Source organism: Kitasatospora sp. NPDC057940 (genome assembly GCF_042887425.1).
Lineage (GTDB): Bacteria > Actinomycetota > Actinomycetes > Streptomycetales > Streptomycetaceae > Kitasatospora.
Genome location: NZ_JBHVPH010000003.1, coordinates 265,609 through 280,245 on the forward strand (window position 1 = coordinate 265,609; position 14,637 = coordinate 280,245).

14 protein-coding genes are annotated in these 14,637 nt (G+C 72.9%); 5 read left to right on the forward strand and 9 right to left on the reverse strand.

Annotation, left to right across the window (positions count from 1 at the left end; all coding sequences use genetic code 11):
- The first annotated feature begins 173 nt into the window (after nt 1–173).
- Nucleotides 174–2,534 (forward strand): glycoside hydrolase family 65 protein, encoded by a 2,361-nt coding sequence (locus ACFVTF_RS07095; protein ID WP_387810194.1) that lies wholly within the window; start codon nt 174–176, stop codon nt 2,532–2,534.
- Nucleotides 2,535–2,544: 10 nt separating this feature from the next.
- Here ACFVTF_RS07095 and ACFVTF_RS07100 read toward each other — a convergent pair whose 3' ends face one another.
- Nucleotides 2,545–2,730: a hypothetical protein gene (locus tag ACFVTF_RS07100; RefSeq protein WP_387810197.1), complete on the reverse strand. Its 186-nt coding sequence runs from the start codon at nt 2,728–2,730 to the stop codon at nt 2,545–2,547.
- 181 nt (nt 2,731–2,911) lie between these two features.
- Entirely contained in the window at nt 2,912–3,892 is a 981-nt protein-coding gene (locus ACFVTF_RS07105) for an Acg family FMN-binding oxidoreductase (RefSeq protein WP_387810200.1), read from the reverse strand.
- A gap of 339 nt (nt 3,893–4,231) precedes the next feature.
- Between ACFVTF_RS07105 and ACFVTF_RS07110 the strand changes: the two genes are divergently transcribed.
- Complete coding sequence (locus ACFVTF_RS07110) at nt 4,232–4,777, forward strand: alpha/beta fold hydrolase (protein ID WP_387810203.1); 546 nt, start codon at nt 4,232–4,234, stop codon at nt 4,775–4,777.
- Between the two features lie 55 nt (nt 4,778–4,832).
- On the opposite strand, the gene ACFVTF_RS07115 is transcribed toward ACFVTF_RS07110, so the two are convergent.
- The gene (locus ACFVTF_RS07115) at nt 4,833–5,198 is read right to left on the reverse strand and encodes a darcynin family protein (RefSeq protein WP_387810206.1); all 366 of its coding nucleotides are present in this window, start codon (nt 5,196–5,198) and stop codon (nt 4,833–4,835) included.
- A gap of 112 nt (nt 5,199–5,310) precedes the next feature.
- Nucleotides 5,311–6,204, reverse strand: a complete 894-nt coding sequence (locus tag ACFVTF_RS07120) for an NAD(P)H-binding protein (RefSeq protein ID WP_387810209.1) — start codon at nt 6,202–6,204, stop codon at nt 5,311–5,313.
- A gap of 108 nt (nt 6,205–6,312) precedes the next feature.
- Here ACFVTF_RS07120 and ACFVTF_RS07125 point away from each other — a divergent pair, with 108 nt between their 5' ends.
- Nucleotides 6,313–7,293, forward strand: a complete 981-nt coding sequence (locus tag ACFVTF_RS07125; RefSeq protein WP_387810211.1) for a LysR family transcriptional regulator — start codon at nt 6,313–6,315, stop codon at nt 7,291–7,293.
- 98 nt (nt 7,294–7,391) lie between these two features.
- Here the strand turns inward: ACFVTF_RS07125 and ACFVTF_RS07130 are convergent, their stop codons facing one another.
- On the reverse strand, nt 7,392–8,339 hold the full coding sequence (locus tag ACFVTF_RS07130) for an SDR family NAD(P)-dependent oxidoreductase (RefSeq protein ID WP_387810214.1): 948 nt from the start codon (nt 8,337–8,339) through the stop codon (nt 7,392–7,394).
- 107 nt (nt 8,340–8,446) lie between these two features.
- Here ACFVTF_RS07130 and ACFVTF_RS07135 point away from each other — a divergent pair, with 107 nt between their 5' ends.
- Nucleotides 8,447–9,112 carry a TetR/AcrR family transcriptional regulator gene (locus tag ACFVTF_RS07135; protein ID WP_387810216.1) on the forward strand — a complete coding sequence of 222 codons (666 nt, stop codon included), beginning with the start codon at nt 8,447–8,449 and terminating at the stop codon, nt 9,110–9,112.
- 26 nt (nt 9,113–9,138) lie between these two features.
- Here ACFVTF_RS07135 and ACFVTF_RS07140 read toward each other — a convergent pair whose 3' ends face one another.
- The 4 genes from ACFVTF_RS07140 to ACFVTF_RS07155 form a co-directional block, all read right to left on the reverse strand.
- Nucleotides 9,139–10,335, reverse strand: a complete 1,197-nt coding sequence (locus tag ACFVTF_RS07140) for a cytochrome P450 (RefSeq protein WP_331744041.1) — start codon at nt 10,333–10,335, stop codon at nt 9,139–9,141.
- A 32-nt stretch (nt 10,336–10,367) separates the two neighbouring features.
- Nucleotides 10,368–11,756, reverse strand: a complete 1,389-nt coding sequence (locus tag ACFVTF_RS07145) for an FAD-dependent oxidoreductase (RefSeq protein WP_331744043.1) — start codon at nt 11,754–11,756, stop codon at nt 10,368–10,370.
- Nucleotides 11,746–11,955, reverse strand: coding sequence for a ferredoxin (locus ACFVTF_RS07150; RefSeq protein WP_331744045.1), 210 nt, complete (start codon nt 11,953–11,955; stop codon nt 11,746–11,748). Before ACFVTF_RS07150 ends, ACFVTF_RS07145 begins: the two co-directional genes overlap by 11 nt.
- Before the next feature lie 129 nt (nt 11,956–12,084).
- Nucleotides 12,085–12,852 (reverse strand): GntR family transcriptional regulator, encoded by a 768-nt coding sequence (locus ACFVTF_RS07155; protein WP_387810220.1) that lies wholly within the window; start codon nt 12,850–12,852, stop codon nt 12,085–12,087.
- 208 nt (nt 12,853–13,060) lie between these two features.
- Here ACFVTF_RS07155 and ACFVTF_RS07160 point away from each other — a divergent pair, with 208 nt between their 5' ends.
- Nucleotides 13,061–14,605 carry an alkaline phosphatase family protein gene (locus ACFVTF_RS07160; protein ID WP_387810760.1) on the forward strand — a complete coding sequence of 515 codons (1,545 nt, stop codon included), beginning with the start codon at nt 13,061–13,063 and terminating at the stop codon, nt 14,603–14,605.
- Nucleotides 14,606–14,637 lie beyond the last annotated feature (32 nt).

Genomic DNA, 14,637 nt, shown 5'->3' on the forward strand with positions numbered 1-14,637 from the left:
CGCCCGGCCACGGCCACGGGAGGGCCGACCGGCCCCGCCCTCCCGGCCGACCGGCGGCCCGGCCGCGCACCGTCCGAGGGGCGGGCCGGTCGGGCGGTGCGCAGACTGGGGTCAGGCCGGTCGGCAGCGGAGGTCTTGTCGTGGCAACGGACACACCGGCGGGGTACCCCGTCATGCCCGATCCCTGGACCCTTCGCTACCGGGGCTTCGACCCGGCCGAGGAGGGGCTGCGGGAGGTGCTGTGCGCGGTCGGCAACGGCTACGTGGTCAGCCGGGGTGCCGCGCCGGAGGCGGCCGCCGACGGGGTGCACTACCCGGGGACGTACCTGGCGGGCTGCTACGACCGGGCGGAGTCGACGGTCGCGGGGCGGGTGGTGACCAACGAGGACCTGGTCAACTGCCCGAACTGGCTGCCGCTGACCTTCCGCCCGGTCGGCGGCGCCTGGTTCGCCGGCCCGCCCGCCGAGCAGACCGTGGAGCTGGACCTGCGCCGGGGCCTGCTGACCCGCGCCGCCCTCGTGGTCGACGGCCAGGGGCGGCGGACCCGGCTGGTCCAGCGCCGCCTCGCCAGCCAGGCCCGACCGCACCTGCTCGCTCTGGAGAGCACGTTCACCCCCGAGAACTGGTCGGGTGTACTGGAAGTCCGCTCGGCACTGGACGGCGACGTCGCCAACACCGGCGTCGCCCGCTACGGCGGACTGGCCGAACGCCACTTCGCCTCGTTCGGCCAGGGCATGGAGGGGGACGGGCTGCTCTGGCTCGAGGCCGCCGCGGCAGGCTCTCCCCTTCGGATCGCCCTCTGTGCCCGGACCAGGGCGCACCGGGCCGAGGTGACGGCCGAGTGCCGCGACGGCTGGGCGGCCCACGTCCTCACCGTGCAGGTCCAACGCGGCCTACCGGTCACGGTGGAGAAGACCGTGGCGCTGCACACCTCCCGCGACCGGGCGATCGGGACCCCGCTGCACGCCTCCCGGCTGCTCGCCGCCGAGGCCGGGAGCTTCGATGACTTGCTGGCCGAACACACCATACGTTGGGCCGAGTTGTGGCGCCGCTGCCGGATCGAGGCCGACTTCGACGGCACCGGTCCGCTGCACCTGAACCTGTTCCACCTGCTCCAGACCTACTCCGAGCACTCGATCGACCTGGACGTCGGCGTCCCGGCCCGCGGACTGCACGGCGAGGCGTACCGAGGGCACGTCTTCTGGGACGAGCTGTTCGTCCTGCGGCTGCTCAACCTGCGCTTCCCCGAACTCGCCCGCGCCGTGCTCCGCTACCGGCACCGCCGCCTGGACGCCGCCCGCCAGGAGGCCCACCGGGTCGGCCTGCGCGGGGCGATGTACCCGTGGCAGAGCGCGAGCGACGGCCGCGAGGAATCCCAGCAGCTCCATCTGAACCCGCTGTCCGGCCGCTGGCTCCCCGACCACAGCCACCTCCAGCGGCACGTCGGTTCCGCGGTCGCCTACAACGTGTGGCAGTACTACCAGGCCACCGGGGACCGGGACTTCCTCGCCTCGGCGGGCGCCGAGACGCTGCTGGAGATCGCCCGGTTCTGGTCCTCCGCCGCCAGCTACGACCGGGGACGCGGGCGCTGGTCGATCCGCGGTGTGCTCGGCCCCGACGAGTACCACGACGCCTACCCCGGGGCCGACCGGCCAGGTCTGGACGACAACGCCTACACCAACCTACTGGCCTCGTGGGTGCTGGCCCGGGCCCAGGACACGCTGGACGTCCTGCCCGGCTACCGGCGCGAGGAGCTGCTGGAGCGCCTCTCCCTCGACGCCTTGGAGCTGGACCGCTGGCAGGAGGTCGGCCGTCACCTCCACATCCCGTTCCACGAAGGCGTCCTCAGTCAGTTCGACGGCTACCAGCAGCTGGCAGAGCTCGACTGGGCCGCCTACCGGCGCCGCTACCCCGACCTGCGCCGGCTCGACCGCATCCTGGAGGCCGAGGGCGACTCGGTCAACCGCTACAAGGCGTCCAAACAGGCCGACACCCTGATGCTCTGGTACCTGTTCTCCGCCCGCGAGGTCCGCGACCTGCTGCGGCGCCTGGGCTACCCCGCCGGCCACGAGCTGCTCCGCCGCACCACGGACTACTACCTGCGACGCACCGTCCACGGCTCGACGCTCAGCTCCGTGGTGCACGCCTGGGTGCTCACCCGCTCCGACCGCCGCGCGTCCTGGCGGTACTTCCGCGACACCCTGGCGGCCGACCTGCGGGACAGCCAGCGCGGCACCACGGCGGAGGGCGTCCACCTGGGCGCGATGGCGGGCGCGGTCGACCTGCTGCAGCGCTGCTACACCGGCCTGGAGGTCCGCGAGGACGCCCTCTGGCTCGACCCGCGCCTGCCCTCCGCCCTCGGCCGGCTGGACCTCGACCTGCGTTACCGCGGCCACTGGGGCCTCGCCATCACCGTCGACCGCCGCACGGTCACGGTGAGCCTGCGCGAGGACCGCCAAGAGCCGGTCCTGATCCGGCTGCGCGGCACACAAGCCGTGATCCGACCGGGCGAGGCCCGCCGCTTCCACCTCTGACAGCGGTCCTTCACCGCCGCCCGGACCAACCCGGTTCCACCTGCTCCCAGGCTGACTCCCAGCCTTTCTCCGCCCGCTGTTCCAGCCGGTGGCGGCACAGCGCGAAGCCGCCCTCCGCAGCCAGCCCGAGCACGAAGACCGTACCCAGGCCCACCAGGGCGGCGTCCGACAGGATCTCCGCGGCCACCCCTTCCACGCCGGTCTCCCCTGGCAGGCCGTGCACCTGGCACTCGACGGCATGTCGCGCACGCTCGCGAGCCCGCCGGGCTGACCCCGCACCCCTGCGCGGCTCCCCCTGCGAAGCCGTTACGCTCCCGCCCGTCTCCCGCCCGTCTCCCCGTGCAGGAAACGGGCGGAGGAACATCTTCATCGGTCTTCTAGGCCGGGTCGAGGACGTCCTCGACCCGACGACGCGGGCTGGCCGCACCGGACGGGCCGTAGCCGAGGCGCAGCACGAGCTGGACGTGCCCGGGTCCCTCGTGCGGGTCGCGCAGGCGCCAGCGGGTGTCGGAGATCTCGACGGCCTGGTGCAGGACGGAGGCACGCAGGCCGCGGACGGTGGCCAGCAGCCACACCCGTTCCATGGCCTGTCCGGTGCGCAGCCAGTCCGCCCGGCTGTCGAGGTGGGTGGTGAGGGTGGCCAGTTGCGGCAGCGCCTCGAAACGTTCGGCCGGGGTGCTGTGGCGCGGCGGGTGACCGGCGAAGCCGCGCATCGGGACGCGGGCGTCGCGGTCGTGCGAGCCGAGGGCGGCGAGCGGGATGCCGTCGTAGGAGGGCTCCAGCCGGAGCCAGCTGCGGGTCTCGGCCTCGCGGGTGACGTCGGCGGCCATCGCGGCCTCGGCTTCGGAGGTGAGGGCGAGCACGCGGCGCACCCCGTCCTCCTCCAGCACGGTGAGCGTGACGCCTTCGTCCCGGCCCGCCGAGATGAGCTCGGCGACCAGTGCCTCGGGGACGTCCCGGTTGGTGAACGGCTGCCGGCTGGAGTGGCGCCCGGCGATGGCCGGGTAGAGGTCGGCGCCGAAGGGCAGCGGTGTGCGGGCCGGCCCGGACAGGTCGAGCACGGCACACGGCTGCGCGCCTTCGCCGGCCGGCAGCAGCCGGACGGCGGCCTCACGGCCGAGGTGGGCGGCGGCCACCCGCAGGTTGAACAGGGCGGCGCCGATCGAGATGTGCAGCGCCCTGCCGGCCGGGTCGGCGGCCGGAACGGCCCGGCTCAGCTCGGCGCGGACCTCCAGGCCGAGCAGGTCGGGCGTGGGACGGAAGCGCCAGGGCTGGCTGTTGTGCAGCGAGGGCGCCAGGCCTCCGGCTTCGGCCAACAGGTGCAGATCCGCAGTGGTGAGGGCGGTTTCGGTGGTCATGGTTGATCACTCCCTGTTCTCGGCGGGGAGCGCCGGTGATTCAAGCATCCGCCGAGCCGGTGGTGCCGAGCGAGGGCCCTAAGGCCCTCGCCCCACGGCCGAGCGGACACCGGTGCCCGCCGACGCGTCCCGGCCGACTCCCCGACCCCGGAAGTACCGCGACTCGCATCCACTGAGCGAACAGGTTCTTCGGGTCTCCTGCGAACCTCAGGAGGCCTGCTGCCGGACCGGACCGGGCGGCAGCAGGCGCGACACGAGGGTGCGGGTCCATTCGGCGGTCAGCGGCAGGTCGGTGAAGACGGCGCGGTAGTAGAGCGGCGCGAGGACGGCGTCCGCGGTGTGTTCGAGGGCCGGGGGCCGTTCACCCCGGGCCCGTTCCCGCCCGACCTCACCCCCGACGACCGGGTCCGCCTCGCCGGATACGAGCGGTTCGCGAGCGGGAACGACGCCGGGTACCGGGCCATCCAGTCCACCCGCCCGCAGACCCTGGCCTACGGCCTGGCCGACTCCCCCGCCGGGCAACTGGCCTGGATCGCGGAGAAGTTCCAGGAATGGACCGACGCGACCGACCGGCCCGGCGGAGCGATCGACCGGGACCGGCTGCTGACCGACGTCATGCTGTACTGGCTGACCAACACCGCCGCCTCCTCGGCGCGCCTGTACTACGAGAACGCCCGCGCCCAGGGGTGGCCCCGGCGTTCCGAAGTCCCGCTGGGCGTCGCGGTCTTCCCGCACGACATCGTCCTGCCCGTCCGTCCCCTCGCCGAACGCACGGCCAACATCACGCACTGGACCGAGTTCGAACGCGGCGGCCACTTCGCCGCCATGGAGGAACCCGTCGCCCTGACCGGCGACATCAGGACGTTCTTCCGCGCCCTGCGATAGGGCCGAGGCGCTCGCTGGGACATCCCGTTGTCCTGGTAGGCAGGAGGGCGTTGCGTCAGGTGGCGATGGTCGCGACGGGTTCGAGGCCGTAGGTCCGGGCGTAGCCGTTCTCGGTGCCGACGAGGAGGTCGACGACCTCGAAGTAGCGGTCCCAGAACGGGGTTTCGCGCAGTGCGTCGACGAGGAGCTGGTAGGCGTGGTGGTCGTCGGCCTCCCACACCCAGACGTCGGTGACGCGAGCGGAGTAGAACTCCGTGTCGTAGAAGCGCGACCGAACGCCGGTGGTCCTGGCCTTGATGGCCGGCAGGACCTGGGTGGTGAAGGCGTCCACACGTTCCTGGACGGTCAGGGCGAGCCATTCGGGCGTGGTCTTGACCAGCATGAACGCCGTGACCGGCGGTTCGGACTTTTCAGCGGACATTTCAGCGGACATTTCAGCGGACATCGGGGTGCCTCCAAAGCGGCGGGTGGGTGGTGGTCCTGGTTCGCCGTACGCCGGGCTCCACGGTGTGCCCGGCGCTGGGTGCTCGACTTCAGGAGAGGACGGCGGGCTTGAGGGTCCGGGCGCACCACTGCTCGAAGCCGGTGGGGGAGGCGGTGTCCGGGGTTCGGGCGACGCCGGCGTCGAGGCCGTCGTCCTTGGCCCGCTTCATGTCGACCATGCCCCGGGCGAACGCCTCGTTGAGGCCGTAGCCGACGAGGTCGGTGTACAGCTCGTCGAACGACTGGCGTTCGTAGCGGACGGGGCGGCCGAACTGCTCGGTCATGATGCGGGCCAGGTCGTTCGGGGACAGGTCCTGCGGCCCGAGGACCGGGACGCTGCCGGTGCCGGTCCACGAGCGGTCCAGCAGCAGACCGGCGGCCGCGGCCGCGATGTCGGCGACGGCGACGAAGGGGGCCTTGCGGTCGGCGTCGACGGAGTCGGTGAAGACGCCCTTCTCGCGGATCGAGTCGGCCTCCTCCAGGAGGTTCTCGAAGAAGGACGGGTTGGCCAGGGCCCGGTAGGCGACGCCGGTGCCGGCGATGAGGTCGTCCATGGCGAGGGAGGCGGTGACGAGGCCGGCCCGGTCGGCGAGCGGGGTGCCGCGGCCGAGCGCGGAGACGCCGACGACGTGGCCGACGCCGTGGGCGACGAGCGCCTCGGTGGCGGCGCGGGTGAAACCGCTGTACGCGTCGTACGGGGTCAGGGAGGCGTCCGGGGGGACGAGCCAGAAGACCGCGTCCGCGCCCTCGAAGGCCCGGTCGAGGACCTCGGCGTCCGCGTGGGAGCCGGTGACCACCTCGACGCGTCCGCGCGCCGCGTCCGGGAGCCGGGCGGGATCGCGCACGATGACGCGCAGTTCCTCGCCCGCGGCGGGCGCGGACTCCAGGAGCTGGGAGAGGAGGTGGCGGCCGATGTTCCCGGTGGGGCCGGTGATGACGATCATGAAAAACCTCGCAGGTCGTGCTGGTTTCGGTATGCCCTCATCCTGCTGAGATCCGCCGTGCTGCCACAATGGGAACTTCAGCACGGAATCATTGCCTGAAATGGAACAATGCTGGTGAGCAGCCCTGATCCGGTCATCGACGCCAATCTCGCCATCGCCCTGGACGCTCTGCTGACCGAGCACAGCGTGACCCGCGCCGCCGCACGGCTGCACACCTCGCCCGCCGCCATGAGCCGCACCCTGGCCCGGCTGCGCCGCATCCTCCAGGACCCCCTGCTGGTCCGGGCCGGGCAGACCATGGTTCCCACCCCGCGCGCCGAGGCCCTGCGCGAGGAGGCCGCCACCGTGGTGCGCAGCCTCGGAGCGCTGCTCAGCCCCGGCACGAGCGTGGACCCGGCCGGCCTCCGCAACACCTTCACCCTCCAGGCCGCCGACCTGGTGGGTGCGGCGCTGGTTCCGGGTCTGCTGGAACTGGCCCGGCGGGAGGCGCCGGGGGTCTCGTTCCGGGTCCGGGCCGAAGAGCTGGAGGCCGGGCCCGCCCTGCGCGACGGCCGGATCGACCTGGAGGTCGGATCCATCGACCACGTGGACCCCGAAACCCGGGTCGAGGAACTGGTCAGCCTCCGCATGGTCGCGGCCGTCCGGCCCGGCCATCCGCTCACCGAAGGGCCGCTGACCCCGGCCCGGCTCGCCGCCGCCCACCACATCGCGGTCAGCCGCCGCGGCCGGTTCACCGGCCCCCTCGACACCGCCCTGGCCGCGCACGACCTCCACCGGCGGGTCAACATCGTCCTGCCCAGCCACCTGGCCGCGATGATCCTCGCCACCCGCAGCGACCTCGTCTGCCTGGTACCCGCCGCACTCCCGGGCGCCGCCCCCTCGCCCCTCACCCACGACGCGGGCGCCCTCGGACTGCACCTCCTCGACATCCCCCTGGCCCTGCCGCCACTGACCATCGGCATGGCCTGGCACCCCCGGCACACGGCCGACGGGGCCCACCGCTGGCTCCGCGACGCCGTCCGCCGGATTCTCCGCACACCGGCGGCAACCGCCGGGCCCACCACGGTGGACGCGATCGGCCCCGCATAGGACGACGCCACCCTGGCCCGCGCGGAGTGCGAGCGCCTCGTGGATCTCGGCGCCGCCCACCAGCTCCGCGACGAGCCGGCGCCTCCTGCCGGCGCGGGCTACATCGTGCCGGCCGATCCGGAGGGAGACGGGTTCTGCCCGGACCGGACGACGGGGAACTCCACCCCGGTGAGGTCTTCGGAGACGGCCCACAGCCGCTGCTGGACGGCCGCCTCGTACGACTCCGGGCTGGAGGTGACCAGCCGGGGGTGGCCCATGACCTCGTAGCGTCCGCCGGGGCCGTAGTACTGGCCGCCGAGCGCGGCGGGGTCGGTGGCCGCCCGCAGCGTCGGCAGCGCGCCCATCGCCGCCGTCTGGGTGATCAGCGGCGCGAGCCAGGTGAGCGGAAGCCGGACGGCCGCGGGGGTGTTGCGGGCGAGCTCGGTGCTGGACATTCCGGGGTGCGCGGCCAGCGCGACGGTGGTGCCGTGCGCGGCGAGCCGACGCTGCAGCTCGTACGTGAACATCAGGTTGGCCAGCTTGGACTGACCGTAGGCGGCGGCCCGGCTGTACGACCGCTCCCACTGCAGGTCGTCGAAGTGGATCGCGGCCCGGATGCGGTGGCCGGTGCTGCTGACCGTCACCACGCGCGAGCCGGGCACCGGCAGCATCAGGTCCAGCAGCAGCCCGGTGAGCGCGAAGTGGCCGAGGTGGTTGGTGCCGAACTGCATCTCGAAGCCGTCCCGGGTGGTCTGCTTCGGGGTGTACATCACGCCGGCGTTGTTGATCAGCAGGTCGATCCGGTCGAGCCGGGACCGCAGCGCGGCCGCCGCGGTCCGGACGGAGTCGAGCGAGGTCAGGTCCAGCGCCTGCACGGTCACGTCGCCGGTCATGCGGGCCGCGGCCTGCTCGCCCTTCTCCACGTTGCGCACGGCGAGCACCACGGACGCCCCGCGCTCGGCGAGCGCCTTGGCGGTCTCGTACCCCAGTCCGGTGTTGGCCCCGGTCACCACGGCCACCCGCCCACGCTGGTCCGGAATGTTCGCCGTCGTCCACTTCTCGCTCATGCCAGGCTCCCGACCAATTAACGTACCGAAGGTATCTTGTGTACGACGCTAAAGTACTTTCGGTACGTTGTCAACGTACCGCAGGTACCTAAGCTAGTCTGGTGATCATGACTTTCCAGCGGGCGCGAACCGAAGAGCAGCGGGAGATGCGTCGACGGGCGATCCTCGACACGGCGTCGGCGATGCTCGACGAGATGCCCGTGGCCGCGGTCACCCTGAACGAGCTCAGCCGCCGGGTGGGCCTGGCGAAGCCGAACGTGCTGCGCTACTTCGAGTCCCGCGAGGCGGTGCTGCTGGAACTGCTGGACCGCTTCCTGCGGGAGTGGCTGACGGAACTGGCAGGCGAGTTGGCGGCCGGCATCGACGAGGACCTACCCATGGCCGAGCGAGCGGCGGGGGTCGCCGAGATCCTCAGCCGCTCGCTCTCCAGCCGGGCCGTGCTGTGCGACCTCTTCGGCGCACAGGGCAGCGTCCTGGAACACAACGTCTCCGTCGAGGTCGTGGCCCGCTACAAGCGCGCCTCCCTGGACCGCCTGACAACCATGACCGCCCTGGTCCTGAAGTACCTGCCGGAGCTGGGCGAGAACGCGACACTGTTCAGCCTGCAGACCATGGTCATGGCCGGCGCGCTCTCGGCGTACAGCACACCCCCGCCCAGCCTCCAGGCGGCCTACCAGGCCGAGCCCGACCTGGCCCGCTTCCACCTGGAGCTGAAGGACTACTTGAAGCAGGCCCTGACCGCGACCCTCCTGGGCGTGCTGCCCCGCGGCTGACCTGCGTCGCACTGAACCGAGCGGCCTCAGAGGTGGACGGGCAGGTGGCGAGGGCCGCGGAGCATGGCGTTCTGCCGGTAGGGGGGTGGATCCTGGACCAGGCGTGCCGCGCCGAGGCGGGGGATCAGCGCACCGAGCGCGGCCTCGGCCTCGATGCGGGCGAGCGGTGCGCCGTAGCACAGGTGGATGCCGCTGCCGAAGCCGAGGTGCTGGTTGTCCGGGCGGGTGGGGTCGAACCGGTCCGGCGCGTGGAACCGCTTGGGGTCGCGGTTGCCCGAGGCCAGCGCGAGCACGACGGTGGCGCCTCGGGGGAGGGTGGTGCCGCCGACGTCGATGTCGGCGAGGGGGATGCGCTCGCGCATGTGGACCGGGGGTTCGTAGCGCAGCAGTTCCTCCACCGCTCGCGGCAGCAGCTCCGGTTCGCGACGCAGCCGGTCCAGCTGCTCGGGCTGACGCAGCAGGGTGAGCACCCCGTTGGTGATCAGGTTCACCGTGGTCTCGTGTCCGGCGATGAGCAGCAGCACGGCGGTTTCCGCGAGTTCCTCCTGGGTGAGCCGCAGGGCCGGGTCCGGTTCGTTGGCGAAGGCGGAGAGCATGTCGTCGCTCGGATTGCCACGGCGCTTCTCGGCGAGGCCCGCCAGGTACAGGCCCATCTCGACCCGCGCCTGTTCGCCCGCCTGGGCGCCCGCCTCGTCCCGCTCGGAGGGGTCCTCCTCGGGCCGGACGTCGGCGGACGCGACGATCGCGTCGGACCACGCCCTGAAGAGCGGCTCGTCCTCACGCGGCACGCCGAGCAGGCGGCAGATCACCGTGACGGGCAGCGGGTAGGCGAGGTCGTCGACGATGTCGATCCGGCCGCCCGCCTGGAACGGCTGCACCAGTTCCCCGGTGAGCCGGACGATCTCGTCGCGCATGGCATCGACCCGGTGCGGGCTGTGCGGGGGGCCGAACGGCCGCATGGCCAGGGTGCGCAGTCTGTGGTGCTCCGGGTCGTCGAGCCGCAGGAACGGCGGCTTGCGCGTCGTCTCGCCACAGGTGCGGGGATCGGCGCTCATCCGTGGGTCGTGGAGCAGGGCGGCGACCTCGTGGTAGGTGCCGATCAGGTAGCTGCCGTCCGCCTGCCGCACGACGGGACCGGCCTCGCGCAGTTCCGCGTACAGCGGGTAGGGGTCGGGGCGGTTCGCGTAGTCGGTGATCCGTGCCAGCAGGGTGTCGGAGTCCATGGTGGCTCCTCGTCGTTTGGGCGGGACGTGGGTCAGCGTCCGGGCTGCACCACGGTCAGTCGACGGTCGGGCAGGTATCCGGTGAGCGCCACGGTGGGGCCGTGGGACAGCCCCTTCGGATCCGGCACGTCGGACGGGATCGGGATGTCCGCCGCGAGCGCGCGGTCCGCCGCGCCGGGCGGGGGCGGGAAGGGCGCAGCCGTCTCGATCAGGTGCCGGTAGTAGTCGAGCGACTTGGCCATGTCGACGGTGACCGCCGCGGTGACCCGCCCCTGGTAGCCGTAGACCATCGCCAGACGGCGTGCCTCCAGGGAGCCCTGGGCGATGACCACGTGGTCGGAGAAGGTGGGCACGCCCACCGACTTGATGTTGAGCCCGAACTGGGTCGACCAGAACGTCGGGAGGGCGAGGTGCGGGCGCCGCAGCGGACCTGGGCTGACCATGTTGTGGGCCGCCACCCCGGCCTGTTCGACCGCGTTCCCCCAGTGTTCGAGGGAGAGCATCTGGTAGCCGAACAGCGGGTGGGGGAAGCGGGAGACATCGCCGGCGACGAAGACGTCGTCCGTGACGATTCCGTACATGTTGAAGGCGCGGCACCCGGCGTCGCAGGCGATTCCGCGTGGGCCCGCCGCCAGGCCGGTATCCGCCAACCACTCGACGTTGCGGACCGCTCCCAGCGCCACGACGCACACGTCCGCCTCGACGCGGCTGCCGTCGGACAGCTCCGCGCCGGTGAAGCGGCCGCCGTCGTCCCCGCGCAGGGCGGTGACCGTCACGCCGGTGCGCAGGTCCACACCGTGGTTGCGCTGCATGGCGGCCGCGAGCTTCGCCAGGGTGCCGCCGAGCGCGCCCACCAGGGGTGCGGGGCCGCGTTCGGCGACGGTGACGTCCAGTCCGCGTTCCCGGCAGGCCGAGGCGATCTCCGAGCCGGTGAAACCGCCGCCGATCACCAGCACCCGCCGTGGCCCGGCGGCCAACCGCTCGGCCAAACCGCCGGCGTCCTCGCGGGTACGCAGGGTGAACACCCCGTCCAGGGCGCCCTCCTGCGGATTGGGCCAGGGGCGCGCCCGGGTCCCAGTGGCGATCAGCAGCCGGTCGTACGGCAGCGACTCGCCGTCGGCCAGCATCACCCGCTTCCCCAGCGGGTCCAGGCCGGTGGCGCGTACGCCCAGCCGCCATTCGGCGTCCGGATCGCGGCGCATCGGCAGCCCGGTGGAGTCCGCCGCGGCGTGGCCCAGCAGCACCTGCTTGGACAGCGGCGGCCGGTCGTAGGGCGGATGGGGCTCTTCGCCGACCACGGTCAGTGAGCCGGTGAAGCCCTCCTCCCGCAGCGCCTCCGCGGCGCGCAGCCCGGCCAGCGACGCGCCGACGACGACGATCCGGCCCTCGGTCTGGTAACCGGCCCTCTGGTCACCGGCCATCAGCGCTCACCTCCTCACCGAGCAGGATGGCCTGGACCGGGCACGCCGCCGCGGCCTGGCGCACGCGCTCGACCTGGTCGTCGGGGACGGCCGGGGCGTACAGCAGCCCCTCCTCGCCGTGCAGCTGGAACACCTTCGGCGCGAGGAACACGCACTGTGCGTAGCCCTGGCAACGCGTGAGGTCCACAACGGTCCGCATCCCCACCACTTCCTCTGCCGCCGTACCCCCCTTCTCTCTTCCAGCATGGGACGAGAACCGGACGGGCGCAGCACGGGCCGGGAACCGATACTGGTACGCGCACCTGCCGCGAGGACCGCAGTGCCGGCTTCAGTCCGCGTCCGGGGCGTGCAGGGCGAGGGTGAAGCTGAAGCGGTCGCCGCGGTAGAGGGTGCGGACCTGTTCGAGGGGGTGGCCGGCGGCGTCGCGGCTGCGGCGGTGGAGCAGCAGCATGGGCAGGGCGGGCGGGGTGCCGATGAGCAGGGCTTCGCGGGGTGTGGCGAGGACGGTCTCGATGCGTTCGTCGGCGCCGCCGAGCCGCAGGCCGCACTCGCGCAGGTAGCCGTAGAACGAGCCTTCGGGGTCGAACTCCCGCTCCAGGTGCGGGACTCGGGCGACGGGGACGTAGGTGGACTCCAGGCCGACGCGCTCCTCGTCGGCGCGCAGGACGCGTTCCAGGTGCCAGAGGGGTTCGCCTTCGGGGACGGCGAGGCGCTGGGCCATGGGCGGGTCGGCGGGGAGGCGGTCGAGGGTGATGAGGGTGCGGCCGGGGCGCAGGCCCTGGCGGGTGACGCCTTCGGTGTAGCTGGCGAGGGAGAGCGGCTGTTCGATCTTGGGACCGGCGACGACGGTGCCGCGGCCCTGGCGCCGCAGGCGGCCTTCGAGGAGGAGGTCGCGCAGCGCCTGCCGGACGGTGGCGCGGGCGACGTGGTGGCGTTCGGCGAGGTCGGCTTCGGTGGGCAGGCGCCCGCCGGGGCCCAATTCGGCGATGAGGTCTTCGAGTTGGGCCTTGACCAGGTAGTACTTGGGCACCCGGCCGTGGTCGGGGACGCCGGAGCGGACGGGGGCGACGGGGGGCCGGGGGGTGCCGTGGTTCACCGCGCCACCCTATCGAGCGGCGGTCCGGCGCCATCGGGTGGCGGTTCCGCGCCGCTGAGATCACGAAATGGTAACCGGTCTGGACTGAATTTCGGCGGTTGTTCATACAACCGTGGATCCGGCGAGGGCTCCTCCTCGTACGGGCGCCCCATCCTCGATGCCGGTGCAACCGCACCGCGTCGCCCCCTAGTTGGGAGCCCCCGTGCGTATCCCCCGCTCCATCCGGACCGTCGCCGTGGCCACCGCCGTAGCCGCCGCGGCCACCGTGCTGCTGCCGTCGGCGCCCGCCGGCGCCTCCCCCGCCGCCCTGGCCGCCCTGGCCGCCCCGGCCGCCCCGGCCTACAAGGGCCTGCCGGACGGCACCAAGCAGGCCAAGACCCTGGTCATCGGCGTCGACGGCACCCGCTACGACAAGCTGGTGACCGCCGACGCGCCCAACCTCAAGGCGCTGATGGCCGGCGGCATGACCGCCACCAGCAACCTGTACGCCAACCCGCTGGCACCGACCCTCTCCGGGCCCGGCTGGTCGACCATCGCCACCGGCGTGTGGCCCGACAAGCACCAGGTCAAGGACAACGCCTTCACCGGCGCCCGGTTCGACCAGTACCCGGACTTCGCCAGCCGCCTGGAGACCGCCGACCCGGCCGCCTCCACGCTGGTGATCGGCTCGTGGAACCCGATCACCGGCAGCGTCTTCAACGGCAAGGCCGACCTGCGGATCGCCGAGAGCGAGAACGACGCCAAGACCGCCTCCGACGCCGCCGACTACCTCGCCCACGGCAACCCGGACGCCGCCTTCCTGCACTTCGACGGGATCGACGAGGCCGGGCACGCCTCCGGCGGCGCCAGCGCCCAGTACGCGGCCGCCATCCACACCGTCGACGCACTCGTCGGCCAGGTCGTGCAGGCCGTCAAGTCCCGCCCCACGTACGGCTCGGAGGACTGGCTGATCGTCGTCACCACCGACCACGGACACACCGACGCCGGCGGGCACGGCGGCAACAGCGCCAACGAGCGGCAGACCTTCGTGATCGCCGACGGCGCCGGCTACCCGGCCGGCTCCCGGCGCTACGACGTCAAGCCCGTGGACATCGCGCCGACCGTCCTCAAGCACGAGGGCGCCGCGATCGACCCCGCCTGGCGCCTGGACGGGCAGCCGATCGACGAGATCACCCCGGACGCCTTCGACGCGCTGCGCCCCGCCCTCCAGGGCCGGGTGGACGAGACGGGCATCCCGGCCGCGGTCCGCGGCTGGACGCACACGCCGCCCGCCGGCTGGAGCATCGACAACTCCCGGATGCCCAGCGGCGGGGTGACGGAGTGGCGCGGCTGGGCCTTCGCCACCGACGAGTTCTGGAGCGCCACCCAGCTCGGGCAGAGCCGGGAGACCAACGTGCGGGCCCGCAACGTCTTCGCGGTCGCCGACTCCGACGAGTGGGACGACAAGGCGCACGGCGCCGGCCAGTTCGACTCCACCCTGGTCAGCCCGGCCTACCCGGTCGCCGGCCTCGGCCGGGCCACGCTGTCCTTCGCGACGAACTACAAGGTCGACGGCCCGCAGACCGGCGACGTGTACGTGGTCTTCGACGACGGCGCCCCGCAGCTGGTGAAGTCCTACCGCGCCGACCTGAACACCGTCGAGCACCTGCCCGTCACCGTGCCGACCGGCGCCACCACCGCGCGCCTGCAGTTCCGCTACACGGGCACCAACAGCGCCTTCTGGACGGTCGACCAGGTCTCCTTCGGAGCCTGACGCCCCCGCCGCCCCTCCGCCCCTCCCGCCGC

Bases quoted from the DNA above. Each gene is read 5' to 3' on its own strand.
- ACFVTF_RS07095 (WP_387810194.1), top strand. From the start codon at position 174: ATGCCCGATCCCTGGACCCTTCGCTACCGGGGCTTCGACCCGGCCGAG.
- ACFVTF_RS07105 (WP_387810200.1), bottom strand. From the start codon at position 3,892: ATGACCACCGAAACCGCCCTCACCACTGCGGATCTGCACCTGTTGGCC.
- ACFVTF_RS07115 (WP_387810206.1), bottom strand. From the start codon at position 5,198: ATGTCCGCTGAAAAGTCCGAACCGCCGGTCACGGCGTTCATGCTGGTC.
- ACFVTF_RS07120 (WP_387810209.1), bottom strand. From the start codon at position 6,204: ATGATCGTCATCACCGGCCCCACCGGGAACATCGGCCGCCACCTCCTC.
- ACFVTF_RS07125 (WP_387810211.1), top strand. From the start codon at position 6,313: ATGCTGGTGAGCAGCCCTGATCCGGTCATCGACGCCAATCTCGCCATC.
- ACFVTF_RS07130 (WP_387810214.1), bottom strand. From the start codon at position 8,339: ATGAGCGAGAAGTGGACGACGGCGAACATTCCGGACCAGCGTGGGCGG.
- ACFVTF_RS07135 (WP_387810216.1), top strand. From the start codon at position 8,447: ATGACTTTCCAGCGGGCGCGAACCGAAGAGCAGCGGGAGATGCGTCGA.
- ACFVTF_RS07140 (WP_331744041.1), bottom strand. From the start codon at position 10,335: ATGGACTCCGACACCCTGCTGGCACGGATCACCGACTACGCGAACCGC.
- ACFVTF_RS07145 (WP_331744043.1), bottom strand. From the start codon at position 11,756: ATGGCCGGTGACCAGAGGGCCGGTTACCAGACCGAGGGCCGGATCGTC.
- ACFVTF_RS07150 (WP_331744045.1), bottom strand. From the start codon at position 11,955: ATGCGGACCGTTGTGGACCTCACGCGTTGCCAGGGCTACGCACAGTGC.